Source organism: Rhodococcus sp. C-2 (assembly GCF_027854095.1).
GTDB classification, from domain to species: Bacteria; Actinomycetota; Actinomycetes; order Mycobacteriales; family Mycobacteriaceae; genus Rhodococcus_F; species Rhodococcus_F qingshengii.
Map to the genome: position 1 here is coordinate 421,406 of NZ_JAQGFI010000002.1, position 25,513 is coordinate 446,918.

The window sequence follows — 25,513 nt, forward strand, 5'->3', positions numbered from 1 at the left end:
TTGTTTCGACCAGCCAGGTATATCGAGACCCGATCCCGGTAATGGGGTGTCGATACTCCATCTGGCCGCTGCCGCGTAGCCCTTGGCATCTGCGAGCACTTTCCGCACTCGCACCGGCTCTACCGTAGAACTGCACAACGAGTGTTCAGATCTGGGCGAGGAGTTTCACGAGTGTCAGCGCTGCCCGAAACTCGTTCCGGTCCGATGGAGATGATCCGAGTCGGATCATTCTCCGCCGGACGCGGCCCGCGACTGGTTGCAGCCGTCACCGGGCAGGCGTCGTATCAGGTAGCTCAAGCCCTCATCCCGGTGCTGATCGGCACCGTCGTCGACCGGGCAATCGGAAAGTCCGACAGCACAGCACTTCTCGTGTGGCTTGCGGTGCTGTGTGCTCTGTTCGTGGGACTCGCTCTGTCGTGGCGCATCGCAGTTCGCCTGAACACGCAGGTCTTCGTCTACGGCGAACACGACCTACGACTGAATGCTGCCAGACGAATACTCGATGCCAGGGGGATGAAAGCTCAGCGTTCGACCGGTGAGGTTCTCACCATCTCTACCTCGGATGCCTCACACGTCTCGGGCTTCTCCTGGGTTGTCGCCGAACAGGGCTCGGCATTTGCGGGGCTCGCCGCGGCAGTGATTTCGCTTGCCTTCGTCTCGTGGCCGCTCGCACTGATCGTCGTACTCATCACCGCTGCGCAGCTCAAATTCATCCACAAGATCAGCGGTCCGTTGGACGAGCGCGTGTATGCAGAGCAGAAGAAGGCAGCCGAGGCAGGCATGCTTGCAACGGATTTCACGCTGGGACTGCGGGTACTGAAGGGTTTCGGGGCTGAACCCACCGCCCTGTCGCGATACGTCAACGCGAGCCGGGAGTCGATGAAGGCAGCGATCCGGACGGTCAGAGCAATGTCCAGCCTGACCGCGCTCAATTCCGGGGTCTCCGCGTTGGTGCTGGCTTCGGTTGCGCTTGGAGCCGCGTGGATGGCGCATCAAGGCACGATCACCGTGGGCAACTTCGTCACCGTTGTCGGCTTGAGCAGAGTGATTGCCGGTCCGATGGAAACGCTGGGGTTCTTCGGTGCCGAACTCGCTGCCAAGCGAGGTTCCGCGCGCAGACTTTCCGAACTGTTGGCCGAGCCACACCTGATCGAATCGCTGGCCGCCACGGCCACGACCGAACCTGCCAGAAGTGGAGACGCCCTATTGATTTCGGCGGACAACGGAACTGTCGTCTCAGCTCGACGCGGAGAAGTGGTGGGCGTGCGCGCTGACGATTCCGCCGACCGACTGGCACGACAACTCGCCTATCAGACCCCGCTCGCCCCCGACTCTTACTTCGTATTCGGCACCGATGCAACCGACCTCGGCCCGGACGGAGTTCGTGATCAGGTGTTCGTCTCCGCCCATGAAGGAACCGTGTTCACCGGCACCGTCTTCGACAATCTGGCTGCACCGAACGTCGACTCGTCGGCAATGACGTCATCTGCGCTCGACGACGTGTTGACGCATCTGCCCGACGGCCACCTCTCCGAGGTAGGCGAGCAAGGAAAGAAACTCTCCGGAGGTCAACGCCAACGCCTTCTCCTCGCCCGCGCTCTCCATCAACCCCAGCCGATCCTGGTCCTCCACGAACCCACCACTTCCGTGGACTCTGTCACCGAGCATCGAATTGCACACTCGCTGAGAAACTTCCCCGACAAGGCCATTCTGGTGATCACCTCGAGCCCGACCCTGCTCCATTCGTGTGACCGTGTCGTCACGATCGACCACGGCGTTCGGGAGGGAGAGTCGCTGTGACCGATACCCTTCCGGATGCATCTGCTGTTCCGGTTGTATCTGCCCTGCCGATCGCGTCGACCAAGCAGACCGTCCGCGCATTGATCGCACTGCTTCGGCCACGCAAGCGAGCGCTCGCACTCACGACCGTCGTGCTTCTCTCTGCTACGGCCTGCGGCCTGTCCACCCCGGCACTGCTCGGACTCATGGTCGATGCGGTCACGGAGGGCAAACCGTTTGCCTCACTCCTGCGTATCACCGCGTTCATGCTCGGCGCAGCGGCAGCAGGGGTTGCGCTGACCTGGTGGAGCACACAGCTTCTGGCGAACGTCGCGCAGAACGTGCTGGCCGATCTTCGTGAGGACGTGTTCGCCGCCACCCTCGCGCAGCCGTCGTCACTGGTCGAGGATGCCGGAACCGGTGATCTGATTTCCCGGGTCTCGGGCGACGTCGAAGCGGTAAACACCGTCATCGCGCGAGTACTACCCGCCACCGTGTCTGCCCTGTTCATGATTTCACTGACGCTTGTCGGTGTGGGAGTGATCGATTGGCGCTTCACCGTGGCAATCGTTGCCGTTGCGCCGATTCACTATTTCGCTCTTCGTCATTTCCTCCGACGCTCCGGACCCGTCTACCGACGCTCTCGCGCTGCGCAGGCCAGGCGGGGACAACAGCTCATCGAAACTCTCGGAGGCGCAGGCACTGTCACTGCCCTGCGGCGAACAGACGAGCACATCGACCGAATCGCCGAGACCTCCGAGCATGCCATCAGCTTCGACATGCAGGCAGTTCGCCTGCGCACCAACTTCTTCGCCCAACTCAACGGCGCCGAACTGCTCGGACTGGCCGCCGTCCTGAGCGTCGGCTACTGGCTCGTGACCACAGACTCGGTGTCCATCGGGGCCGCTACCGCCGCCGCCCTCTACTTCCACAGTCTGTTCAGCCCCATCGCGGTATTTCTCTCGAACATCGACGAATTGCAGGATGCGGGTGCCAGCCTGGCTCGCCTGATCGGAGTCACCGCGATGCCCGGGCGGCCCACGAGCATTCCTGCCTCGGCTCGGTCCGAACCCATCGGCGTCGAGGTGGACCGGGTTTCCTACTCGTACGACAACTCCACCCCGGTGATCGATTCGATCTCGATCTCGATCGCACCGGGGGAACGAATCGCCGTCGTCGGAAGCAGCGGCGCCGGAAAGACCACGCTCGCCAAACTGATTGCCGGCATCATTCCCGTCGGGGACGGGCGAATCACCGTCGACGGCACACTGATTGACGGCCTGAGTGATGCCGAACTTCGGCACGAAGTCGTCCTCGTCAGCCAGGAAGTTCACGTGTTCGTCGGGACGATCGCCGACGATCTCCGGTTGTGTGCACCAGATTCGGACGATGCGAAGATCGCCGAAGCCGTCGACACGATGAAAGCTCAATGGATTCATGAACTTCCGGACGGACTCGAGACCAGGGTCGGGGCCGGTGGGTACCAGTTGACGGCGGCGCAGGCACAGCACATAGCCCTCGTCCGACTGGCTCTGCTCGATCCTCCCGTCGTCATCCTCGACGAGGCGACTGCCGAAGCCGGAACCACCGCAGCCGGTCTACTCGATCAGGCAGCCGAGCTCGCAGTCGCCGGCAGGACCGCCGTGGTGATCGCACACCGGCTGAGCCAAGCAGTCCGCGCCGATCGCATACTCGTCATGAGCGGTGGCCGCGTAGTCGAGAGCGGGACACATGACGAACTGATCGGCGCGGACGGTTCCTACGCTGCACTGTGGGAAGCCTGGTCGGTACGGAGCTAGAACCCCGCCAGACTCACCCGAAAGCCGTTACAACTCAGCTGCTACGACGCCTGCGGGCGATGTCCGCCAGGACGACTCCGGCGGCAACCGAGGCGTTGAGCGACTCGACCGGACCGGCCATCGGAATCGACAGGATCGCGTCGCAGTTCTCGCGGACGAGGCGCGAAAGGCCCTTGCCCTCGGAACCGACCACGATCACAACGGGACCGCTGCCGTCGAAATCGTCGAGAGTGGTGTCGCCCTCGGCGTCGAGACCGACGACCTGAACACCCTTCGATGCCCAGTCCTTGAGCGTGCGGGTGAGGTTGGTTGCCCGAGCAATCGGCAAACGAGCGGCAGCGCCGGCGCTGGTACGCCAAGCGACAGCACTCACGCTCGCGCTACGACGCTCCGGAATCACGACGCCGTGTCCACCGAAAGCTGCGACCGAGCGCACGACGGCACCCAGGTTGCGGGGATCGGTGATGTTGTCCAGCGCGACGAGCAGCTGCGGCTCGGCATGCTTGCGTGCCTCCGACAGAAGATCGTCCGGGTGCGCGTAGCGGTACGGCGGAACCTGCAGGGCGATGCCCTGGTGAAGACCGTTGGCGCTGAGGCGATCCAGATCGGTGCGGGGGACCTCGAGGATCGAGATGCCGGCATCCGCAGCGAGCTGAACGGATTCCTTCAGTCGATCGTCGCTCTCGGTGCCGACGGCGACCCACAGTGCAGTCGCCGGAACGCCGGCGCGTAGGCACTCGACCACCGGGTTGCGTCCGAGCACTGTCTCGGGACCGTCGAGAACCTTGCGGCCCGGACCCGGACGGCCACCGCGGCCCTGCTTCTCGTCGGCACGTGCGGCGCGCGCTGCACGCTTTGCCGCGGGATGCTTGGTGCGTGCCTCGGCGGGCGGCGTAGCGCCACGCCCTTCGAGACCGCGACGGTGCTTACCGCCGGAACCGGCAACCTGGCCCTTCTTGGTGCCGCCCTTACGGACTGCGCCGCGCCTGCTCGAGTTTCCAGCCATTGTTACTGCCCTGCCTTAAGGGACCATTCGGGTCCGTCGGGAGTATCGGTTACTTCGATACCCGCCTTGATGAGGCGATCGCGGACCTCGTCCGCCACCGCCCAGTTCTTTTCCGTACGTGCCTGCTGCCGACGATCGAGATCGGCCCGCACCAACACGTCCAAAGCTTCCATTGCCGTCTCGGTGTCGCCACCGGACTGCGTCCAATGCTCGTCGAGTGGGTCGACGCCCAGGATCGCGAGCATGGCCCGCACCTGGCCGGCAGCCACCCGAGCCGCGTCGAGATCACCGGCAGCGAGCGCGGAATTACCCTCGCTCGCCTTGCCGTGAATCTCGGCCAACGCGATCGGCACCGACAAGTCGTTGTCGAGAGCCGCCGCGAAACCTTCGGTCCACGTACCGAGTTCGACGCCGCCCGCACGCTTGTGTGTGCGCAGGACGAACGACTCGAGCCCCTGGTAGGACTTCGCACTTTCGTCCAACGCCTCGTCCGAGTACTCGAGATTGGAACGGTAGTGCGCACTACCGAGGTAGTACCGAAGTTCTTGCGGACGAACCTTCTTGAGCACGTTCGGCACCGAGAGAACGTTGCCCAACGACTTGGACATCTTCTCGCCACTCATCGTGACCCAGCCGTTGTGCAACCAGTACTGAGCGAAATCGTCGCCGGCGCACTTGGCCTGCGCAATTTCGTTCTCGTGGTGCGGGAAGACGAGATCGCGTCCACCACAATGGATGTCGAATGCCGCCCCGAGATAGAACTCCGCCATGGCCGAGCACTCGAGGTGCCAGCCCGGACGGCCGGGTCCCCACGGTGTCGGCCACGAGGGCTCACCGGGCTTGACGGCCTTCCAGAGGGTGAAGTCGCGAGGATCGCGCTTGCCCTCGGCCGCACTCTCGCCCTGATGAACGTCGTCGAGTTTGTGGCCGGACAGTGCGCCGTACTCGGGGTAGCTCTGCACGTCGAAGTAGACGTCGCCGCCCGCCGCGTACGCGTGGCCGTTCTCGATCAGACGTTCCATCATCTCGACCATCTGCGTCACGTGGCCGGTGGCCCGTGGCTCGATGGACGGTGGCAGCACACCCAGTTGGTCGTAGGCCCACGTGAACGACCGCTCGAACGTCGCCGCCCACTCCCACCAAGGTCGACCGGCGCCGGCGGCCTTGTTGAGAATCTTGTCGTCGATGTCCGTCACGTTGCGCACGAAGGCAACGTCGTTGCCGTGCGCCAACAGCCAGCGTCGCAGCACGTCGAAAGCGACGCCGCTACGAACGTGTCCGATGTGAGGATCGCCCTGAACTGTCGCCCCACACAGGTACACCGATGCATGTCCGGGGGCCAACGGAACAAAATCCCGAAGGGCCCGCGTACCGGTGTCGTATAGGCGCAGGGTCACGACCAGCGATCTTACCTGTCGTGTTCGGTTGTCATGACCAACGCGGTGGCCATGGCGGCGATCCCCTCGCCGCGACCGGTCAAGCCGAGGCCGTCCGTGGTGGTCGCGGACACCGAAACAGGCGCGCCGAGAATGTCCGAGAGCACCTTCTGTGCCTCGTCGCGACGTGGCCCGATCTTCGGACGGTTGCCGATGACCTGCACCGCGGCGTTGCCGACGGCGAACTGGTTCTCTTCGAGCAGTCGGCGAACCTCGGCAAGCATTCGAGCGCCGCTCACGCCGTCCCATTCGGGCCTGCCGGTGCCGAAAACCGAACCGAGGTCACCGAGGCCCGCCGCAGAGAGCAACGCGTCACACAGCGCGTGGACGGCGACGTCGCCGTCCGAATGGCCCGAGCACCCGTCTGCTTCCTCGAACAGCAACCCGGCCATCCAGCAAGGACGACCGACCTCGATGGGATGAACATCCGTGCCGAGACCGACGCGCATCTAATTTCCGTCCTGTGAATCCGCACTCAACGCTGTCTCCGAGCTCAGGAGCGCCCGTGCAAGGACCAGGTCGAGCGGAGTGGTGATCTTGAAGGCGAGGGCGTCGCCGGGAATCGTCTGCACCGAAACACCGAGACGCTCGACCAGAGCGGCGTCGTCGGTCGCGGCGACGTCACCGGCGTCGTACGCACTGCGCAGGACGTCGGTGGAGAATCCTTGGGGAGTTTGAACCGCACGCAACTCCGAACGCAGAGGCGTACCGGTGACTGCGCCGAGTACGTCGACCGACTTGATCGTGTCGGTAACCGGAAGTACCGGGATGACAGCGGAGCTGCCGGCTCGGAGAGTGTCGACGACGCGCGCGATCAACGCCGGCGGTGTCAATGCCCGTGCGGCATCGTGCACGAGTACAAAATCTGCGTCGCCGGCAGCGCTGAGGCCGGCTCGAACCGAATCGGTTCTTTCGGCACCACCGCCGACGACGTCGACGTCCGCTGCACGACCGAGGTCGGCTACGACGGATTCGACCAGTTCAGGCGGCACAATGACAACAACGCGGTCGATCGCTCCGGATTTCCGGAGTCCATCGACCGCGCGTGCAAGCATGGTGCACCCACCGAGTTCGACAAATGCCTTGGGCAATTTCTCGCCCAATCGCACTCCCCGACCTGCGGCAGGTACCAGGGCTACTACTGCCACTGTCAGCTTTGTTGTGTTGCAGTCAGGACGCGGCCGCGAGGACCTCGTCGAGAATGGTCTCTGCCTTCTCGGTGTCAGTGCCCTCGGCGAGCGCGAGCTCTCCGACGAGAATCTGACGAGCCTTGGCGAGCATGCGCTTCTCACCAGCGGAAAGTCCGCGGTCCTGCTCACGACGCCACAGGTCACGAACAACTTCTGCAACCTTGTTCACGTCACCTGAGGCAAGCTTCTCGAGATTTGCCTTGTATCGACGAGACCAGTTGGTGGGCTCTTCGGTGTGCGGTGCTCGCAGAACCTGGAAAACCTTGTCGAGGCCTTCTTGGCCGACCACGTCACGAACTCCGACGTACTCTGCGTTGTCTGCAGGAACCCGTACTGTGAGATCGCCTTGAGCGACCTTCAGAACCAGGTACTCCTTCTGCTCACCCTTGATGGTGCGGGTTTCGATAGCTTCGATCAGCGCCGCACCGTGATGGGGGTATACGACGGTGTCTCCGACCTTGAAAATCATGTGTCCCGTGCCCCTTTCGATTCCACTAGTTTAACACGTGAAAGAACCGACCACTCATCAACTGTGCAGGTCAGGGGCATCCTTGCTCGAGCGTAGGGGTTGACAGGGCTTGTTGTACGTGCATTCAACTGGTCTGGAGCACCCCTGCGTAACGGACTGAAAGCCCACGCAGACAACCGTTGTGGCGACCCGACGGCCAGCCCGCGGGACCTTATCTACTACTCTGCCTAGTGGAGTGCGAACCTGACGCCGTGGAGGACAAATCGTGACTGCTATCCGTAAGCCGACTCGTCGAGTCGCTACCGCCATTGCACTGGCTGCAGGCGCAGCCATCGCGCTGTCCGCTTGCGGTTCCGGACAGGTGAGCCAGACCGCCGTCCAGCAGGCCGCCGTGAACGGCAACAGCGCCGACCTCGGTGAGATCGCACTGCGCAACGTGCACATCGCTTACCCCTCGTCCGAGGAGTACAGCATCGAGCCGGGCGGCAACGCCGTGCTCGCGTTCACCGTCGTGAACGACAGCGCCGAGACCACGGACAAGCTCGTCAGCATCACCACCGATTACGCAGCACGCGTCATCGCAGGTGAAGAGGTAGGTGGCTTGACGATCAAGCCGCAGACGTCGCTGCAGGCCGGTCAGTTGCCCGCAGGCGAAGGCGCCGCGACCGAGGCCGAGACCCAGATCAAGAACAACGAAGAGAACGACGACGCACCCGCTGCGCTCTCTCTCGTCGTTCTGCAGGACATCAAGGCAGGCGTTCGCCCCGGCTTGACCGTCCCGATCACCTTCAAGTTCGAGAAGGCCGGATCGGTCACCGTCGACGTACCTGTCGACGCCGGCCCGCAGCTCGAGCGCAACGAGTCGGACAAGTCACCCGACGTTGCAGAAGCTGGGCACTGAGCCTCGAATTATCAAGGCGCACAATGCGCCTCGCAGAACAAATTCAGAATCACACCAGAGGCGGGGTCCATGTCGGACCCCGCCTCTAGTCTGTCCCGGTGGCCAAAGTGAAATCGAACTACCGCTGCTCCGAATGCCAGTCGGTAGTGCCCAAGTGGGTCGGTAGATGTCCGGACTGCGATTCGTGGGGCTCGATGACCGAGGTCGCCGTAGTGGCACCCGTCGCCAGTCGCGCCGGCGCCTCACTCGCCAAAGCAGGATCAAGCGCCGTGCTGCCTACGACGCCGGCCACACCGCTGACACAGATCGACAGCACCTCGACGCAGGCCAAACCCACGGGGATCGGTGAGTTGGACCGCGTCCTCGGCGGTGGCGTCGTACCGGGTTCGGTGGTGCTGCTCGCGGGCGAGCCCGGCGTCGGAAAATCGACGCTACTTCTCGAGGTCGTCTACCGCTGGGCGATGCGCAGCGCGGATGATCGAGCGTTGTACGTCACGGGCGAGGAGTCTGCCGGTCAGGTTCGGCTTCGGGCAGATCGCACCAACTCTGTCCACGAACGGATGTATCTGGCGGCCGAATCCGATCTCGCGACCATCCTCGGCCACATCGAGCAGGTCAAACCGACACTGGTCATCGTCGACTCGGTGCAGACCATGCTTGCTGCCGACGTCGACGGGGTCGTCGGCGGCGTGACTCAGGTCAAGGCCGTCACCAGCGCCCTGACCTCCCTGGCCAAGGCCAGTGGAATCCCGGTGCTTCTGATCGGCCACGTCACCAAGGACGGCGCCGTCGCCGGTCCGCGCTCGCTCGAGCATCTCGTGGACGTGGTTCTGCACTTCGAAGGTGACAAGCACTCCACCCTGCGCATGGTCCGCGGCGTCAAGAACAGATTCGGTGCGGCCGACGAGGTCGGATGCTTCGAGCTGAGCGAGCAGGGCATCAACGAGATCAGCGATCCGTCCGGCCTGTTCCTGCATCACCGTGAAGAAGCTGTGGAAGGCACTGCCGTCACCGTGATGATGGACGGTAAGCGACCTCTACTCGGTGAAGTTCAGGCGCTCGTCGCCGCCACGCCGCTACCGACACCCCGCCGAGCCGTCAGCGGGCTCGACACCGCCCGTGTGGCCATGGTTCTCGCCGTGTTGGAACGCCGCGTCGGAGTGTCGATCTCGAAGGCCGACGTCTACGCCGCGACCGTCGGCGGTATGCGGATGACCGAGCCGGGTGCCGATCTGGCTCTCGCCATTGCGGTCGCTTCCGCCGTGAAAGCCAAACCCGTCCCCAAGGGGCTCGTCATCCTCGGCGAGGTCGGACTCGCCGGGGAGGTTCGACGGGTTGCCGGGGTGAACCGACGGCTGATCGAAGCTGCCCGACTGGGATTCACCAGCGCCATCGTGCCGGTCGATTCCGGCCCGAACATTCCCGGCATGCGCGTCAACGAAGTGGCGAATCTGGCCGAGGCACTGGCCTACGCCGGATTGATGGGCGGCAAACAAGCCCCGTCTCGCCCCAAGCTCACGCCGGTGAAGTGATCGTCGTTCGGCCGACTACCTCGTCAGACCGACGAGGTGCCGAACGGGGACGTCGGTTCGCCGTCCACGAACTCCTTGGTCTTGGCGAAGTGTTCCGAGGTGATGGTCAGAAACAGTCCGCGGGAGGTTCCCACCACCGTGTCCGGATCCGCTGTCGGACCTTCGACGATCACCGCTTCTGCACTGGTGTAGACCTTGCGGCGTACAACACCGTCGATGCGAGCCCGGAATTCGAGCACCGATCCCAACGGGATCGGCCGGGCGAAGTCGATCTCGAGGTGCCCGGTCACCACCGGCGAGCCGAGAGCCATACATGCCATACCTTGAGCCTCGTCGAATGCCGTCGACAGAATGCCGCCGTGAATGACACCTGGACCGCCCTGATACTTCTTGGCGACCTCCAGACGACCGGTCACTTCCAGTCCGTTACCAGCCCTGAAACTCATCGCCATTCCCGCAGGCTGGTCGTCGCCGCAGCCGAAGCATTTCGACCAGTGCTGAGGCAGCTTCTCGCCGGCGGCCGGAAAGAATTCGACCGGCTCCGGGACAGTCAGGTCATCAGGCAGGGTCCAGGTACTACTCATGGATAGGTAATCTAAACGGGGATCCGTCCGGCGCAGGCATCGGACCCGACCGAAGTGACATCGACCTCAGCAGGGAGTTTCTCAATGATCAGTGCGATGGCGGACACACAGTCGTCGTCGGCATTGCGAGAGACCATCGCCAGGTTGGCGCCGGGTACCGCTTTGCGAGACGGGCTCGAACGAATTCTGCGCGGCCGTACCGGCGCGCTGATCGTCCTCGGATACGACGAGGAAATGGAAGCGCTGTGTGACGGCGGATTCAACCTCGACGTGGAGTTCGCACCGACCCGATTGCGCGAGCTGTCGAAGATGGACGGCGCGGTTGTCCTCTCGACGGACGGCACACGCATCGTGCGTGCCAACGTCCAGCTGGTTCCCGATCACAAGATTCCCACCGTCGAATCCGGCACGAGGCACCGCGCTGCCGAGCGCACGGCAATTCAGACCGGCTATCCCGTGGTCTCGGTCAGTCAGTCGATGTCGATCGTCAGTGTGTACGTCGGCGGCATCCGGCACGTCATCGACGGCTCGGCCACCATACTTTCGCGCGCCAACCAGGCCGTCGCGACGCTCGAACGATACAAAGCGCGACTCGACGAAGTGACACGGCAACTGTCGGTCGTCGAGATCGAGGATTTCGTGACTCTGCGCGACGCGTTGACCGTCGTACAGCGCTTGGAAATGGTTCGCCGCGTGTCGATCGAAATCGAACAGGATGTCCTCGAGCTCGGCACCGACGGTCGCCAGTTGGCACTGCAGCTCGAAGAACTGGTCGGCGACAACGACATTGCACGTCAACTCATCGTTCGGGACTATCTTGCCGGTCCCGAACCCATCGGCACCGCGGCGATGGACAACGTCCTCGTCGCACTCGATCGCGTCACCGACGCCGATCTACTCGATCTCACGACTCTTGCGCGTGTTCTCGGTTATCCAGGCACGATCGAAGCTCTCGACACTCCGATGACTCCTCGCGGATATCGCGTGCTGATGCGTGTACCTCGATTGCAGTTCCATCAGATCCACCGGTTGGTCGGATCCTTCGGCACTCTCCAGTCGCTGCTGGCCGCTACGGCTGCCGATCTGCAGTCGGTCGAGGGCATCGGCGGGCTGTGGGCTCGTCACATCCGTGAGGGACTTTCCCGGCTCGCGGAGACGTCGATCACCGGATCCTTCAACTAGCGGGCCTGTTCGGGCTTGCCCGCGCTCATGCGATGTTGAACGGCTCCGGGGAGCTTCGCAGTGCACCGAGCTGCCCGACAACCGTGTAAGCGCCTGCGCCCACCGGATTGCGCTCGGGGTTCTGCGCGGTCGCGCACTCGGGGGTCGACGTCGTGGCCGACCAGGCGACCTTGAACGCAGCTTGCTCGCCGGGCGCGAGATTGCGTACGTCGGCTGCGGGCTGTGGGTAGCAGTCGACGTTGGACCACAACCGGGTCTTGCCGTCGATGCTGTAGACGAGCACCTGCTGAAGGCCGCCCGCCAGATCTCGATCACAGGGTGCCGAACCGATGTTGGTGATGACGATCGTGAACGACGGCTCTTCGCCGGGAGCGAAGGTCGCCTTGTCTGCGGTGGCCTTGACTGCCAGCGACGAGTCGGCGCACTGACCGGCCGGGACCGGAGCCCCGGTGGTCGACGAAGAGGAAGAAGACGAAGACGATCCCGAAGCCTGCGTGCCCGAGCCACCTGATCCACCGGCAGCGCCGCCACCCGAGCCACCGCCACCGTCCGGCGCGTTGGAGCCGGAAGGGTTGGGGGTGAAGGAGACGTCCGTCGTCAGCGAGGAACTCGCAGCGGCCGAATCGGCCTCCGGGGTATCACTTCCACCGCCGAAGAGGGCGGATGCCGCCCAGATGATCAACGCCAGTGCAATGACGGCGGCACCAATGGCCAGCGCCCGGCGACGCCAGTAGATCTCGGGGGGCAGTGGTCCATTAGGTTCCAACACGGACTCAACGGTAGTTGGCGCAGGGTCCACTAACCGTCAGCTGAGGCGGCGTGTCGGTACCCATTGTCTGCTGCCAGGTACCACTGCCCCGGAAGATCTAACCCTCGACGGTCTCGACGCTCTCGCCGATGTCGCCGACCGCGCCCTGAACTCGCATGTGACCGTCGGACAACGTGTACGTGACGCCGACGATCGCGCACGCACCCTTGTCCACCTTGTCGGCGATGATCCGCGACCTCTGCATGATCAGCGAGCCGGTCTCCACGACGTGACGGCCTTCGAGTTCGTCCACGGTGGACAAGCCCTCGTTGCGGCCCATCAGGATGGACGGAGCAACACGCTCGACCACACTGCGGATGAATCCGTCGGGAACTGCGCCCTCGTCCAGGGCGTCGAGCGTTGCCTTCACGGCACCGCAACCGTCGTGCCCGAGGACGACGATGAGCGGCACGTTGAGCACGTGAACCGCGTACTCGATGGAACCGAGCACCGAATCGTCGAGCACGTGACCTGCAGTGCGCACGACGAACATGTCGCCGAGACCCTGGTCGAAGATGATCTCGGCGGCTACGCGCGAATCACCGCAACCGAACAGCACCGCTGTGGGGTGCTGCCCATCGACGAGTTTCGCGCGGTCCGCGATTCCCTGGCTGGGGTGAATGGACGCGTCGTTGACAAATCGCTCGTTGCCTTCGCGAAGGGACTTCCAAGCGGAAATGGGGCTTGATCGTGGCATTCACTCATTGTGCACCCGCCGCATTTCGGGCTCTCGCCGGGAAGGTTGCGTGGACGCAAACGAAAGTTCCGCGTCGACATTCGCGCCCGGTGATGAAGTGGCCGAAATGGAACTTACTTCAGAGTCAGTTTCCTGATACCGTCTCCGAACGTGACCTGGAGCACTTCGAGCTCCCTAGTGTGATCGAAGAAACCCGACCAGAACGATTCGGCCGGAGAGGGGGATGGCGTGAGCACCGAAGCTACGACGACCGGGAATGGAACAACCGGGGAAACAACTGCTGTCTCCCCCGCCAAGACGAACATGTTCTCGAACCTGCTCTCCGAGATCGGACTGCTCTTCACCTTCACCGTTCGCGTGTGCGTTGCGGCGTTCACATCTCTTCGACACAAGCGCCTCGCCTGGCGTGAGGCGCTCGACCAGATGTGGTTTCTCGCCCACGTCACCTCGGTCGCGTCCGCTCTGGTGATGATTCCCCTCGGTGTCGGGGTAGCACTGCAGATCGGTGCGCTCGCAGATCAAATCGGCGCGGGTGCGTACAGCGGTGCCGTCGTCGCGTTCCTCATCATCGGACAGGCCGGCCCCCTGGTGTGCGCCCTGATCATCGCCGGTGTCGGCGGTTCCGCAATCTGCGCAGATTTGGGAGCGCGAACGATACGCGAGGAAATCGATGCACTCGAAGTGCTCGGTCTACCCGTGCTCGAACGCCTGGTCGTACCCCGGATGATCGCCATTGCCGTCGTCTGCCTCCTACTGAACTCGATAGTTCTCGTAATCGGTTTGGGCGCAAGCCTCTTCGTTCACGTCCTGATACTCGACGGCAACGCACAGAGTTTCCTGCGCAATCTCGTTCAATTCAGTCAACCCAGCGACTTCGTCGTCTCCGGCATCAAAGCCGTTGCCTTTGCTCTCATCTCGGGAATCGTGGCCTGCTACAAGGGCCTGACCGTCAAGCGCGGAGCTCAAGGCGTCGGCGACGCAGTCAACGAGACCGTCGTGCTCTCGTTTGTCCTCGTGTTTGTCGCCAACCTCGCAATTACTCAGTTCTACCCACTGTTCGTCTCGGTGAAAGGTGCCTATTGATGCACCTGCCCATCGCAATTCGTGCCAAGCGGGTCAGTTCGCGGACCGTCGACGGCCTGAGTCGACTCGGCGATCAGTTCACGTTCCACGCGCGTGTCATCACCTCGATTCCCGCAACCCTCAAGCGCTATTGGCGTGAAGTCGCCCGTCTCGTCGCCCAGGTGGCATTCGGTTCGGGCACCCTGCTCGCCGGAGGCGGCAGCGTCGTCGTGATCTTCGCGATCTCGTTCTTCGCCGGTTCCCAGATCGGACTCGAGGGCTACCGCGGACTCAACCTCGTCGGCCTCGCACCGCTGTCCGGCGTGATGTCCGCCATCGCGAATACTCGCGAGGTGGCACCACTCGTTGCCGCAATCACCCTGGCAGCCAAGGTCGGAACCGGATTCACCGCGCAGCTCGGAGCGATGCGGATCTCCGAGGAAATCGACGCGCTCGAAGTCATGGCGATTCCCTCGCTGCGGTACCTGGTCACCACCCGAATGATCGCGGCGCTCATCGCGGTGGTCCCGCTGTACCTGGTCGGCCTGTTTGCTTCGTACATGGCAACGGCGCTTGCGGTGATCCGGGTCAAAGGCCAGTCGGAGGGAACGTACGGCTACTACTTCAGTCTTTTCCTCTCTCCCAACGACATCTGGTTGTCCTTGATAAAAGTCATGGTGTTCGCGGTCGTCGTGACCCTCGTGCACTGCTACTACGGTTACACCGCGACGGGTGGACCCGAAGGCGTCGGACGAGCCGCCGGACGAGCGTTGCGCACCAGCATCGTCTTCCTTGCATTCACCGACGTCGCGATGACCATTGCGCTGTGGGGACTCAAACCTCACGTACCCGGGCTGACCGGATGATCGTCACGAATTCCAGCCGAATCACCCTGGCACTGCGGGGTTTACTCGCCGTGGTCATCCTGATCCTCGCCTACGTCTTCTTGTTCAGCAGAGGTACGGACTCCACCGGTTCCACACCGCAGGTCAGTGCTGTCGTCCCCGCCAGTGCCGGTGCGCTGCGAGTCGGATCCTCGGTACAGTACCGCGGCGTCGTCGTCGGCGCTGTGGCCGAGATCGAGCCGGGCACCACCGCTTCGACTGTCTCACTCGCGATCGACGAGGGAGCGTTCGAGGACATACCGTCGACAAGTCAGGTGCGACTGATGCCCCGCAACATCTTCGGTGACTTCTTCGTAGACTTGATTCAACCTGACGGACTCTCGCGTGGTCCTGCTCTCGTGCCGGGTACCGAATTGGTATCCGATCAGTCCGAAGTCGCGGTCCAGCTCTACCAATCGATCTCACGGATCTACTCGCTCGTTTCTTCCCTCGACCCCGCCGACATCAACGTCGCACTCACGGCAGTCTCGGACGCGTTGAGCGGCAAGGGAAACCAGATCGGCGAATCGCTCGATTCAGTCCACCAAGCGTTGGTCGGTGCGCAGCCCGTCATCGACGGACTCGGTGACGACCTCGACGACATAGCCACCCTCGCCGACAGTCTCTCGACGAGTGCGCCGGACATGCTCGCCGCATTCGAGAACTCCATCACCACATCCAAGACCGTCGTCGAGAAATCCGACGGGTTGGCGGGGCTTCTGCGTGCCGGCACCAGCACGGGAGCTGCTGCCACGAGTCTGATCGGTGACAATCGCGACCGCATGATCACCTTGGTCGACGACGCCGATTCCCTGACCGGCGCAATCACTTCGCGGCCGGACCACATCACCACCTTCTACAACGGCCTGCGCAATCTCACGATCAAGCTCCCGCCCGCGTTGGCGCATGGTCCGTGGCTCAGCACCGATCTACGGCTGTCCGTCACAGATCTGTATCCGTACGGAAAGACCGACTGCCCACAGTACGACGGAACCCGCGGACCCAACTGTCCTGCCGCCGCGACCGCGTTCGGCGGAACCGTCGGCCCGGTCGGCAGCCCTGCCGAACAGTCCCTGATCTCGGCTCTCACCCAGGGCGGTACAGCTTTGGACACTCTCGTGGCGGGGCCGGTATTTCGCGGCACGACGGTGGTGGGCGGATGAGCGTGAAGAAATCTCTGATCAGGTTCGGACTGTTTGCTGCACTGTCGATTCTCGCCACCGTGGTTGTGGTGAGCACCCTGATCAACCCAGTCTCCGGGTCGAGTTCGCAGTACCGGGCCGTCTTCGTCAATGCCTCCGGCCTGGTCACCGGCAGCGATGTTCAGATCGCCGGGGTGCGAGTAGGGCGCGTCGACAGCGTCGAGCTGGTGAACAACCAAGCCGTCGTCGGCTTCGAACTCGAATCTGCACAACGTATTCCGTCCGACGGTCGCGCTGTGGTGAGGTACGCAGACCTGTTGGGAGCGCGAACAATTTCGATCGAACCCGGACAGGCCGAACGCGCAACAGGCAACTACCTCTCCCCCGGGGCCACAATTCCCGTGGAACAGACTCAGCCGGCGATCGACCTCACCGACATCCTCGGCGGATTCCGTCCCCTGTTCGACGCACTTGACCCCGCAGAAGTCAACGAGCTTGCCGCACAGGTCGTCCAGGTATTCCAAGGACAAGGTTCCACCATCGAAAGCCTGCTGGAGCGCACTGTTGCCGTCACCGAGAACTTGACGTCCCGGGACGCGATCTTGGACCAACTACTGAACAACCTCGACCGGGTCCTTACCGTGACCACGACGAATCGACCCAACTTCGTCGAGATGATCAACACGCTCGACACACTGGTCGGCGGTTTGGCACAGGACCGCCAACAGATCTCGGCCGCAGTGGATTCCGCAGGCGCACTGACTTCTTCACTTCAGGACTTGGTGACGGGCGTGGAACCGGACTTGGCTGGCGCGCTGACTTCGATCGATCAGTCGGCTCGCGTCGTCGTCGACAATCGTGAGTCGCTGGCGACCGGTATCACCGCTTTCGATCAACTGTTCACCCAGTTGGGGATCGCGATGAGCTACGGAAGCTGGGCGAACATCTACATCTGCAACTTCCGGCTCAGCGCGCTGGACCAATCGGTGACCCTCGGCGGCCCCGAGCGTTCGGCGGTGTGCCGATGAACTGGCTCACCGTCAAGAACCCGGTCCGCAACGGAATCATCTGCATCCTCGTCGGAGTCGGTGTGGTTCTGGCCGCACTCGTTGTCCCTCAACTGATCTTGAAGGTCAAGACCAACGAGTACCACGCCGTCTTTGCCAACGCCACCGGGTTGACGCAGGACGATCCGGTCAACGTCGCGGGAGTCCCGAGCGGGGTGGTCACCTCGTTGGCGGTCAGCGGCAACTCGGTTGAAGTCACCTTCCGACTCGACGACGGCGTCACTCTCGGCGAAGACTCCCGTGCGGACATCAAGATCTCGACTCTGCTCGGCCGACGCTCGCTCGACGTCACTCCGAACGGATCGCGCTCGTTACCCGCAGGTTCGACCATCCCCATCGAGAACACGAGCGTTCCGTTCACTCTCGACGATCTCGGTCGAGGAGCACAATCCACGTCGGAAAACCTTGATCTGCAACAACTGCGAAACATGCTGACCGTGGTGTCCGACAACTCACCGGACGATCCCGAACTCATTCGCCGCTCACTCGAGGGAATCGACGCACTCTCCGGAGTAGTCAACGACAACGACGTTGCGCTCCGTTCCCTTCTCACCGGAGCGCAGCAGACGACCGCAACACTGATCGAGCAGAAGGACACTCTGGAAACCCTTCTGGGGAATGCGGATCTGGTGATGTCCACGATCGCCGACCGGCGAGATGTGCTGAATGCGCTTGTACAAGACCTGAATCAGTTGAGCACCACACTTGCCCAGTTCCTGGGCGACAACCAGGCTTTGATCGACTCGGTCATGGGAGACATCCACGTGGTGACGGGAGTTCTGTCCGAGAACGAACAATCACTGACCACACTGCTCGACAACTTCGCCCCCAGCGTCCGCTACGTCACCAACGCGACCGGTAACGGCAACTGGCTCGACCTCAACTCGCCCTCCACCCTCATCCCGGACAACTGGTTGTGCGTCGTCGGGCTCGTTCAGGGGTGTCGATGACCACGACCGTCAAGAAACTCGCCGTGCTGGCAGCGATTGTGATCTGCGCGATCGGTGCCGTCCTGTTCGTCACGCGTGACGAACACAGACTCACTCTCACCGCCGAATTCACCTCGACCGACGCTATCTTCACCGGGAACACAGTGACGATTCTGGGAGTTCCCAGCGGGAGGGTCGAGAGCGTCACGCCGGAAGGGTCCCGGGTACGAGTGGCGCTGAGCCTGCCATCCGGAACACGTATACCCGCCGACGCGCAGGCCTGGGTCCTGTCTCCCTCGGTCATCAGTGACCGCACGATCGAACTCGGGCCCGGCTACGAGGACGGTGAGTTCCTCACCGACGGCGCGGTGATCCCTCTCGAACGCACTCACTCCCCGCTGACGTGGGACCAACTCACCGCATCGGTGAACGAATTGACGGTGGCGCTCGGCCCTGGCGCCGACGGCGGCGGGATCGGTGACCTCATCGGAGAAGGCGCCCACGCGTTGGACGGCAACGGGCAAGCATTCAACGATGCCGTTCGGTCCATCTCACAGGCCAGTTCGGTACTGGCGGGTGCAAGTCCCGACATCTCCGAACTGGTGAAGAACCTGAACACCCTCGTGCAGTTGATCGCGGACAACCAGACCAAGGTCGACTCCCTGTCGAACTCGGTGACAGTCACCGCCCGCACGTTCAGCGCCCAGCGAGAAGACATCAGCGGGGCGCTCGATTCCCTGACCACGTTGCTCGGACAGGTCTCAGCGCTACTCGCCGAACACGGCGAGGCGGTCACCGCCGATCTGGGTACGCTCGCACAGTTGGCCGGTGCAGTCGCGACCAAACAGGATCAACTGCGCGAGATCATCGAAACGGCACCAACGGGATTCGAGAACGTCGCCAACCTCGTCACCGAAGAAGGCCGAGCCAGAGCACGATTGAACGTCGCCACCGATCTCTCACAGTTCGACACGACGCGAGAACTGTGCGAGAAGATGCCGATACCGCTGTGCACAGGGCCGGGAATCGTCAATCCCATCGAATTTCCTTCGGCAGGCAGCTCCGACCTGGCACGCATCCTCGGTGGGGGCAACTGATGGCGTCGAACAAGTCCGTAGTGAGCGTTGTCGTGGCACTTGTCATCGCGGCGCCATTGACCGGCTGCAGTCTCAACTTCCAGCACCTCCCCCTCGGACGCGGTCTGCCAGGAGAGTCGTACCCGCTGAACATGGAATTCGTCGACGCGTCGTTACTTCCCGTCGGCGGTGAGGTGCGGATCGGCCAGGCAGTGGTCGGCAGAGTCATGTCGATGAGCGCGCAAACCTTTGCAGCCGTGGTACATACCGAAATCGCGTCGGACATCGAACTACCTGTCGGCACCCGCGCTCGGATCGAACTGTCGACCCCGATCGGCGATGCGTTCGTCAACCTCGAAGTTCCGGTCGATCCAGCGGGCCCCATTCTCGAACCAGGTTCCACCATCGAGCGATCGGAGACCGTGCGCGGACCCGATGTCGCACAACTGCTCGGCGCCGTCGGAACTCTGTTGAACGGCAGTGGGTTGGCGCAGGTCAAGAACATCGTCAGTGAGGCTGATCAGATTCTCGACGGCAGGGAGGAGACGATCCGCGATCTGCTTGCACGCCTTGACACTTTTCTCGGAACACTTGACGACCGAAAGGAATCGATCAATTCGGCACTGGATTCACTGAACCGGCTCAGCGCTCTGATCGGAGACGAGAGCGCCACCATCGACGAAGGCTTGCGCACACTCACACCCGCATTGGGCGTGATCGCCGACCAACGACAACCGCTCCTCGATCTACTCGACGAAACCGATCGGCTCAGTACCGCAACCAATTCCGTACTCGACCAGTCGGCCGACCAGATTTCCGAGATCACCGGACGACTGTCACCCATCCTCGACCAGTTCTCGGCAATGGGGCCGACACTGGGTGAGACGATGGCCAACCTGGACAACGCAAGAGTGCTCCTCGAGCGTGCCAGCCCAGGCGATTACGTGAACATCGACCTCGACGTCGATGTCGAGGGCACCGTGACCGGAGTGCTCAACGAGATAATCCCGGGCGCCGCACCGCCACTGCCACCTCTGCCCGCCTCCGATCGGGAACTGCCGATCACGACACCCCTGCAAGGAGGAACGCGATGAAGAACCGAACCGTCTATTTCGAGATCGCCGCCTTTCTCCTCATCGCGGTGGTCAGCACGACGTACGTACTCCGGCAAGTCGGTGCCGGAGATCCGTTCACCGGAACCTTCTCGGTCATCGTCGAATTGGAGAACGCGGCCGGAATCGCTCCCGGTTCGGAAGTGGCCTATCGCGGAGTCACCGTCGGCGACGTCGAGTCGGTGGAGGTGGACTCTGCCCAGGACCTCGTCGTGATGACGTTGAGCATCGCCGCCGACAAACAGATCCCCAACGATTCGCATGTGGCCATCAGCCAGGACACCGCCGTTCCGGTATTGAAAGTTCAGTTGTCCTCGCAGACCGACGGCGGCCCGTATCTGGTTGAAGGTTCCGTCGTTCCGACTGAGCGCACTTCGATCCCGGTCGCGTTGGGAACCGTGATTGCGAATTTCAACGCTGCTGCCGACACCGTCGATCCGGCAGACCTGCGAACCCTCTCGCACGAACTCGGCGAGGGATTGAACGGATTGGGTCCGGATCTGCAGGCGCTCGTCGACAACTTCGACGTGCTCGCGCGCACTGTCCAATCCGATCAACCGCGTGTCAACACACTCGTCGAGAACTCGCGCTCACTGTTCACTGCGAACGAGGAAAATGTTGACGCTCTTCCCGAAGTTGCACTCACACTTCGCCAATTGACAGATCAGGTACGAAACTCCGATCCGCAACTGCGCACACTCCTCGATCGAAGCCCGAGTGTTCTCGACAATCAGATACTGCCTCTCATCGAACAGAGTCGTGAGCCGTTCAGTCTGCTGTTGGCCAATTCTCTCGTCTCCACTCAGATCGTCACTGCACGGATGCCCGCCGTCGATGCCTTGTTGGTGGTGGTGCCCAAAGGATTCGAGAAGTTCGGAAGTATCGTCAAAGACGGACGGGCACAGCTTGATCTGATCACAGCACTCGGACCGGTCTGTATCTACGACACGCCCCGGCGATCGGTACAGGACACCTCACCGACCACGCTCGACAAGAACCAACACTGCGCGGACCAGTCGGGCCGGATCCAGAATCGCGGATCGCAGAACGTCCCCACCGGAACTGGAACGATCGACGGGGTTGCTGAATACGATCCTGCCCTCGGAACGGTCGCAGCCGGTGACGGAACGTCGATTCGTCTGGGCCTCAACGGTGGTCAGAACACCGTTCTCGGTGACAACTCGTTTGCCGCACTACTAGTACAAGGAACGCAATGATCGAGACAACCGAACCCCAGACGCCCACAATCGTCGACAAGCCCAAGCGGCTTCGCAAGCAGACCGTAGCGATCGTTGCCGGCGCCCTGGTCGTGGTCGCGGCGCTCGGATGGGGCGCATTCGCGACCTGGCAGAAATCGGTCGACGAAAACGCGCGTACCAGCGCCCTGGACAGCGGACGGCAATTCGCCACTGATCTTGCGACGTACAACTTCCAGAACCTCGATCAGAATCTTTCCGTGGTCCGTGACAATTCTGTCGGCGAATTCGCCGGTCAGTACGCCCAGGTGGCAGCCAACCTGCAGAACATGATCGTGCAGTATCAGGCGACCTCGTCCGCTCAGATCATTTCAGCCGGGCTGGCGAGCAGTGATCGCGACAACGCCGAGGTGCTCGTGTTCCTCGATCAGACGATCACGAACACCAACTCCCCCGATCCGAGAATCGACCGCAACCGGATGCAACTTTCGCTGGTCCGCGAGGACGGCGAGTGGAAACTGAGCAACGTGCAGTTGTTGTGACCCGGCGGTCGGGCGTCAAAGACAGCCGTGTCGGCGACTGCCGATAAAGTGGCCCCACAAGTCGACGTCTCCTTCGTCGACCGGGAGCGCAGGTTCGAGGAGTGTGTCGGTAGCAGTGGCAGTGGAATCTTCGGTGCTGCTGAAGTGGTACTCCGAGACGGCTCGCGACCTGCCGTGGCGACGCGAGGGCGTCAGTGCCTGGCAGATCCTGATGAGCGAGATCATGCTCCAGCAGACGCCGGTGGTGCGCGTTGCGCCAATCTGGGAAGAGTGGGTCGAGCGCTGGCCGGTGCCGTCGGCGATGGCAGCGTCGAGCCAGGCAGAGGTGCTTCGCGCGTGGGGCAAACTCGGTTATCCACGACGCGCGCTGCGGTTACACGAATGCGCGGGCGTCCTCGCTGCCGAGCACGGTGACGTGGTCCCGGAAGACGTCGATACCTTGCTCTCGCTACCGGGAATCGGTTCGTACACCGCCCGCGCCGTCGCGTGTTTCGCCTACGGACAGCGAGTGCCTGTGGTGGACACCAACGTACGACGCGTAGTTGCGCGAGCCGTCCACGGCAATGCGGAACCCGGGAACCCGTCCAACACGCGAGACCTCGCCGACGTCGCGGCGCTGCTGCCGAGGACGCGTGCGCGCGCCGCCACCTACAGCGCAGCTCTCATGGAACTCGGTGCACTGATCTGCACGGCGCGGACCCCGAACTGCGAGAACTGCCCTTTGCCGAACTGCGCGTGGGTCGCTTCTGGCAAACCGGCACACACTGGACCACCCAAGAAGGTGCAGAAGTTCGCGGGCACAGATCGCCAGGTTCGTGGAAAATTGATGGCCGTTCTTCGCGAGAGTCACCGTCCGGTCGAGCGCGCGCAACTCGACATCGTCTGGCCGGCCGATCCGGGTCAGCGTGACCGTGCGTTGCATTCACTGCTGGTCGACGGACTGGTCGAGCAGACCGACGACGGCCTGTTTGCGCTGGCCGGAGAGGGTACGGCTTAGCCGACTCGCAGCGGGGTGCATTCTTCGGCTGTGGGTTCGTCGGTCTGGAGCGGTGCGACTTCCGGATCAGAACGCCGAAGTACAGCAGGAACGGCAGGCACCACTGGATCGCAAGGCGCAAGTGTCGGAATCTGTAGGGCAGCGCCGGGCGGGGGCCCGCTGGTGGAGGTCGCCGACTCGGCGCCGATGTTCGGGCTATCCGTGGACACCGCGCGCGACCCGTCTGGGGACAGCGCGATCAGCAACCCCGTCAACATGAGTAGAAGCGGCAGTACTATTGCCGCCGCCCACCGGACCCTGTTGACGGGCCGGGCAGCCATGCCGCCACCGGACCGAACTTCGCTTCCGCGATCAGCCGCTACCAGCGCAGCCCCTATCGCCAGTTGGGTCCGCTCGCCGAGAAACAGGAAGCCGAGACCTGCCAGTTCAGCGGCTTCCGCGGACGGCTGCCGAGAGTCTTCCTTCACGAGCATCGCGACGAGCATCTTGGGCACAGGGTCTCGTTCGGCGACGAGGAGGTCCAATGTCGCAGCAAATGTCGAGCTGTCCGCAAGCAACTCGGCCGTGTCGTAACGATGCGCCGAGTCCACGACGCCTGCTCTCGGGTCGACGGCCGCGATCACGGTCTCACTGCCGTCCGGCCAGAACGCGAGAATCGGCGAAACACCAATGAGAGCGTCGACCGTCCGCAGGTAGGCAAGCCGTGCGTCGAGACCGTTGACCAACTCGATGTTCTCGAAAGGACTGGAGGACAACGAATCCGAGACAAGTTCGCGCACGTCCGCACGCTCGCACATCACTCCGACGACGGTGGGGCACAGATTCGAGCGCAGAGCTCGACCGGTGGCGACCTCGGCCGCGGAGGCGAGTGCGCGCGCCGACGCTTGCGGAGAGGGAACAGTCCCGTCTGCACCCCAGGGGTGACGGAACTCGTCGATCGAGCCAAGAAGGGGTGTGTCCGCATCTACGAGAGCTGTTGAAATTGACTGATTTTCGAATACAACGCCCAGGCTTTCACGCACTGGATCCTCCATTGACTGCTACTGACTGTTACGAGTGTTGCCATTCCTGCGAAGCTGTATCAGAACGTCAGGCCACCGACCGCCATTGCACCTGGTTCCAGCACCACATCCACCGGCGCTCGGCCGTCGACCGTGACGCGATACGTCCCCGGTAGCAGTCCGACAAACGAGAAGTGACCCTCGAACGGTTTCACCGTCCGCGCTGTCGCGTGCCCGCATTGATCGACGCCGTCGATCACCACCGCCTCCGAGATGCCCGATGTCACCAGACCTGAGATTCGTCCATCTGCCGAGACAGCAGCCCACTGGCTTCTCTGACCACCAACAGAAATCCCGTACGGATCACACACTCCCGGGGTGGTCGCCACCCGCACCGTGACATCGCCCGACCGCACGCGAACCGCCCCCCGATCTGCGGTGACCAGTGCAGCGATCGGTAGACCGTCGGCGTCTTCCCGCTTTCCCGCAGTCATCGTCGCCGTTCGGGTGAAGTACCGGTCCGCTTCCAGATTGCCTATCAGGCAATGTAATCCGACCTCGTCGACACCCGAGCCGTCTCCGCAGTAGTCAGGCACGGACGGCAGAACGAAACCTCGAGGCACCGGAAGTTGCACGACTACGTCGGAGAGCGGGTTGCCCCGGACACCGATGTCGATGACATACGTCACCGGATCACCCTCTCGGACAATGCCGTTGGACGGGCCCGAATCGAGCCCTGGACCGTCAGCGGGATCGAAGGGCGGTGCACCGTCAATCGCCGTCAGCTCGACGGTGAAGGGACGCACGAACTCTCCCTCGGCCGCCAATCGAACATCCGACTGCATCGGCAGCAAGCCGAGCGCAGCAGCGCCGACCGCCAGAGCTCCGGTCACGACAACTATGCCGATACCTCGCACTCCTCGGCGCCACGCTCTCGGCCGGAGTCCGACGACAACGGCCTTCGACCGCACCTCTGACAGACGAGTTCTCACGACGCTCCTTCGATGTCTGACTCTCGGGCCTCCGACAGGCGCTCGCGGCCACATTTGGCGAATCCCGAGCTACGTTCAATAGAAGTCGCTCGAGGGACTCGAAAGCCAATGGTGACGGCGTGATTGTGTG

Annotated in this window: 25 protein-coding genes; 15 read left to right on the plus strand and 10 right to left on the minus strand. The window is 62.9% G+C overall.

What is annotated here, in order from left to right:
• Nucleotides 1-171: 171 nt before the first annotated feature.
• The gene (locus tag PCS43_RS05745; protein ID WP_209911279.1) at nt 172-1,800 is read left to right on the plus strand and encodes an ABC transporter transmembrane domain-containing protein; all 1,629 of its coding nucleotides are present in this window, start codon (nt 172-174) and stop codon (nt 1,798-1,800) included.
• Nucleotides 1,797-3,578 carry an ABC transporter ATP-binding protein gene (locus tag PCS43_RS05750; protein ID WP_209911277.1) on the plus strand — a complete coding sequence of 594 codons (1,782 nt, stop codon included), beginning with the start codon at nt 1,797-1,799 and terminating at the stop codon, nt 3,576-3,578. Before PCS43_RS05745 ends, PCS43_RS05750 begins: the two co-directional genes overlap by 4 nt.
• Before the next feature lie 34 nt (nt 3,579-3,612).
• On the opposite strand, the gene rlmB is transcribed toward PCS43_RS05750, so the two are convergent.
• The 5 genes from rlmB to carD are packed head-to-tail and all read right to left on the minus strand — an operon-like array spanning nt 3,613 to nt 7,679.
• Nucleotides 3,613-4,584 (minus strand): 23S rRNA (guanosine(2251)-2'-O)-methyltransferase RlmB, encoded by a 972-nt coding sequence (gene rlmB / locus PCS43_RS05755; RefSeq protein ID WP_209911272.1) that lies wholly within the window; start codon nt 4,582-4,584, stop codon nt 3,613-3,615.
• 2 nt (nt 4,585-4,586) lie between these two features.
• Nucleotides 4,587-5,981, minus strand: a complete 1,395-nt coding sequence (gene cysS / locus PCS43_RS05760; RefSeq protein WP_003945830.1) for a cysteine--tRNA ligase — start codon at nt 5,979-5,981, stop codon at nt 4,587-4,589.
• An 11-nt stretch (nt 5,982-5,992) separates the two neighbouring features.
• A complete protein-coding gene (gene ispF, locus PCS43_RS05765; RefSeq protein WP_047269647.1) occupies nt 5,993-6,469 on the minus strand; it encodes a 2-C-methyl-D-erythritol 2,4-cyclodiphosphate synthase in 477 nt (158 codons plus the stop codon).
• Entirely contained in the window at nt 6,470-7,168 is a 699-nt protein-coding gene (gene ispD, locus PCS43_RS05770; protein WP_003945606.1) for a 2-C-methyl-D-erythritol 4-phosphate cytidylyltransferase, read from the minus strand.
• A gap of 22 nt (nt 7,169-7,190) precedes the next feature.
• Nucleotides 7,191-7,679, minus strand: a complete 489-nt coding sequence (gene carD, locus PCS43_RS05775) for an RNA polymerase-binding transcription factor CarD (RefSeq protein ID WP_003945666.1) — start codon at nt 7,677-7,679, stop codon at nt 7,191-7,193.
• Between the two features lie 265 nt (nt 7,680-7,944).
• Between carD and PCS43_RS05780 the strand changes: the two genes are divergently transcribed.
• Both PCS43_RS05780 and radA read left to right on the plus strand, forming a co-directional pair.
• Nucleotides 7,945-8,580 carry a lipoprotein gene (locus PCS43_RS05780; RefSeq protein WP_007726888.1) on the plus strand — a complete coding sequence of 212 codons (636 nt, stop codon included), beginning with the start codon at nt 7,945-7,947 and terminating at the stop codon, nt 8,578-8,580.
• 98 nt (nt 8,581-8,678) lie between these two features.
• On the plus strand, nt 8,679-10,112 hold the full coding sequence (gene radA, locus PCS43_RS05785; RefSeq protein ID WP_003945739.1) for a DNA repair protein RadA: 1,434 nt from the start codon (nt 8,679-8,681) through the stop codon (nt 10,110-10,112).
• A 23-nt stretch (nt 10,113-10,135) separates the two neighbouring features.
• On the opposite strand, the gene PCS43_RS05790 is transcribed toward radA, so the two are convergent.
• Nucleotides 10,136-10,696, minus strand: coding sequence for a PaaI family thioesterase (locus PCS43_RS05790; protein ID WP_003945494.1), 561 nt, complete (start codon nt 10,694-10,696; stop codon nt 10,136-10,138).
• Nucleotides 10,697-10,792: 96 nt separating this feature from the next.
• Here PCS43_RS05790 and disA point away from each other — a divergent pair, with 96 nt between their 5' ends.
• Nucleotides 10,793-11,878, plus strand: coding sequence for a DNA integrity scanning diadenylate cyclase DisA (gene disA, locus PCS43_RS05795; protein ID WP_024487741.1), 1,086 nt, complete (start codon nt 10,793-10,795; stop codon nt 11,876-11,878).
• A gap of 25 nt (nt 11,879-11,903) precedes the next feature.
• Here disA and PCS43_RS05800 read toward each other — a convergent pair whose 3' ends face one another.
• Both PCS43_RS05800 and PCS43_RS05805 read right to left on the minus strand, forming a co-directional pair.
• The gene (locus PCS43_RS05800; RefSeq protein WP_007726893.1) at nt 11,904-12,647 is read right to left on the minus strand and encodes a DUF4232 domain-containing protein; all 744 of its coding nucleotides are present in this window, start codon (nt 12,645-12,647) and stop codon (nt 11,904-11,906) included.
• A 97-nt stretch (nt 12,648-12,744) separates the two neighbouring features.
• The gene (locus PCS43_RS05805; protein ID WP_003945421.1) at nt 12,745-13,383 is read right to left on the minus strand and encodes a carbonic anhydrase; all 639 of its coding nucleotides are present in this window, start codon (nt 13,381-13,383) and stop codon (nt 12,745-12,747) included.
• A 228-nt stretch (nt 13,384-13,611) separates the two neighbouring features.
• Here PCS43_RS05805 and PCS43_RS05810 point away from each other — a divergent pair, with 228 nt between their 5' ends.
• The 10 genes from PCS43_RS05810 (at nt 13,612) to PCS43_RS05855 (ending at nt 23,390) form a co-directional block, all read left to right on the plus strand.
• Nucleotides 13,612-14,466: an MlaE family ABC transporter permease gene (locus PCS43_RS05810; RefSeq protein ID WP_003945667.1), complete on the plus strand. Its 855-nt coding sequence runs from the start codon at nt 13,612-13,614 to the stop codon at nt 14,464-14,466.
• Entirely contained in the window at nt 14,466-15,311 is an 846-nt protein-coding gene (locus PCS43_RS05815; protein ID WP_003945610.1) for an MlaE family ABC transporter permease, read from the plus strand. Before PCS43_RS05810 ends, PCS43_RS05815 begins: the two co-directional genes overlap by 1 nt.
• Entirely contained in the window at nt 15,308-16,492 is a 1,185-nt protein-coding gene (locus PCS43_RS05820; protein ID WP_003945917.1) for an MCE family protein, read from the plus strand. The genes PCS43_RS05815 and PCS43_RS05820 overlap by 4 nt, the downstream gene beginning before the upstream one ends.
• A complete protein-coding gene (locus tag PCS43_RS05825) occupies nt 16,489-17,499 on the plus strand; it encodes an MCE family protein (RefSeq protein WP_050656749.1) in 1,011 nt (336 codons plus the stop codon). The genes PCS43_RS05820 and PCS43_RS05825 overlap by 4 nt, the downstream gene beginning before the upstream one ends.
• Nucleotides 17,496-18,488 carry an MCE family protein gene (locus PCS43_RS05830; protein WP_063892124.1) on the plus strand — a complete coding sequence of 331 codons (993 nt, stop codon included), beginning with the start codon at nt 17,496-17,498 and terminating at the stop codon, nt 18,486-18,488. Before PCS43_RS05825 ends, PCS43_RS05830 begins: the two co-directional genes overlap by 4 nt.
• On the plus strand, nt 18,485-19,564 hold the full coding sequence (locus PCS43_RS05835) for an MCE family protein (RefSeq protein ID WP_037132219.1): 1,080 nt from the start codon (nt 18,485-18,487) through the stop codon (nt 19,562-19,564). Before PCS43_RS05830 ends, PCS43_RS05835 begins: the two co-directional genes overlap by 4 nt.
• Complete coding sequence (locus PCS43_RS05840) at nt 19,564-20,637, plus strand: MCE family protein (RefSeq protein WP_058227253.1); 1,074 nt, start codon at nt 19,564-19,566, stop codon at nt 20,635-20,637. Before PCS43_RS05835 ends, PCS43_RS05840 begins: the two co-directional genes overlap by 1 nt.
• Entirely contained in the window at nt 20,634-21,872 is a 1,239-nt protein-coding gene (locus PCS43_RS05845; RefSeq protein ID WP_042923604.1) for an MlaD family protein, read from the plus strand. The genes PCS43_RS05840 and PCS43_RS05845 overlap by 4 nt, the downstream gene beginning before the upstream one ends.
• Complete coding sequence (locus tag PCS43_RS05850; protein WP_158171008.1) at nt 21,869-22,393, plus strand: hypothetical protein; 525 nt, start codon at nt 21,869-21,871, stop codon at nt 22,391-22,393. The genes PCS43_RS05845 and PCS43_RS05850 overlap by 4 nt, the downstream gene beginning before the upstream one ends.
• A gap of 115 nt (nt 22,394-22,508) precedes the next feature.
• Complete coding sequence (locus PCS43_RS05855) at nt 22,509-23,390, plus strand: A/G-specific adenine glycosylase (RefSeq protein ID WP_209911269.1); 882 nt, start codon at nt 22,509-22,511, stop codon at nt 23,388-23,390.
• Here the strand turns inward: PCS43_RS05855 and PCS43_RS05860 are convergent.
• Nucleotides 23,387-24,412, minus strand: a complete 1,026-nt coding sequence (locus PCS43_RS05860) for a hypothetical protein (RefSeq protein WP_270923002.1) — start codon at nt 24,410-24,412, stop codon at nt 23,387-23,389. The genes PCS43_RS05855 and PCS43_RS05860 overlap by 4 nt on opposite strands.
• A gap of 59 nt (nt 24,413-24,471) precedes the next feature.
• Complete coding sequence (locus PCS43_RS05865) at nt 24,472-25,383, minus strand: hypothetical protein (protein ID WP_209911263.1); 912 nt, start codon at nt 25,381-25,383, stop codon at nt 24,472-24,474.
• Nucleotides 25,384-25,513: the final 130 nt, after the last annotated feature.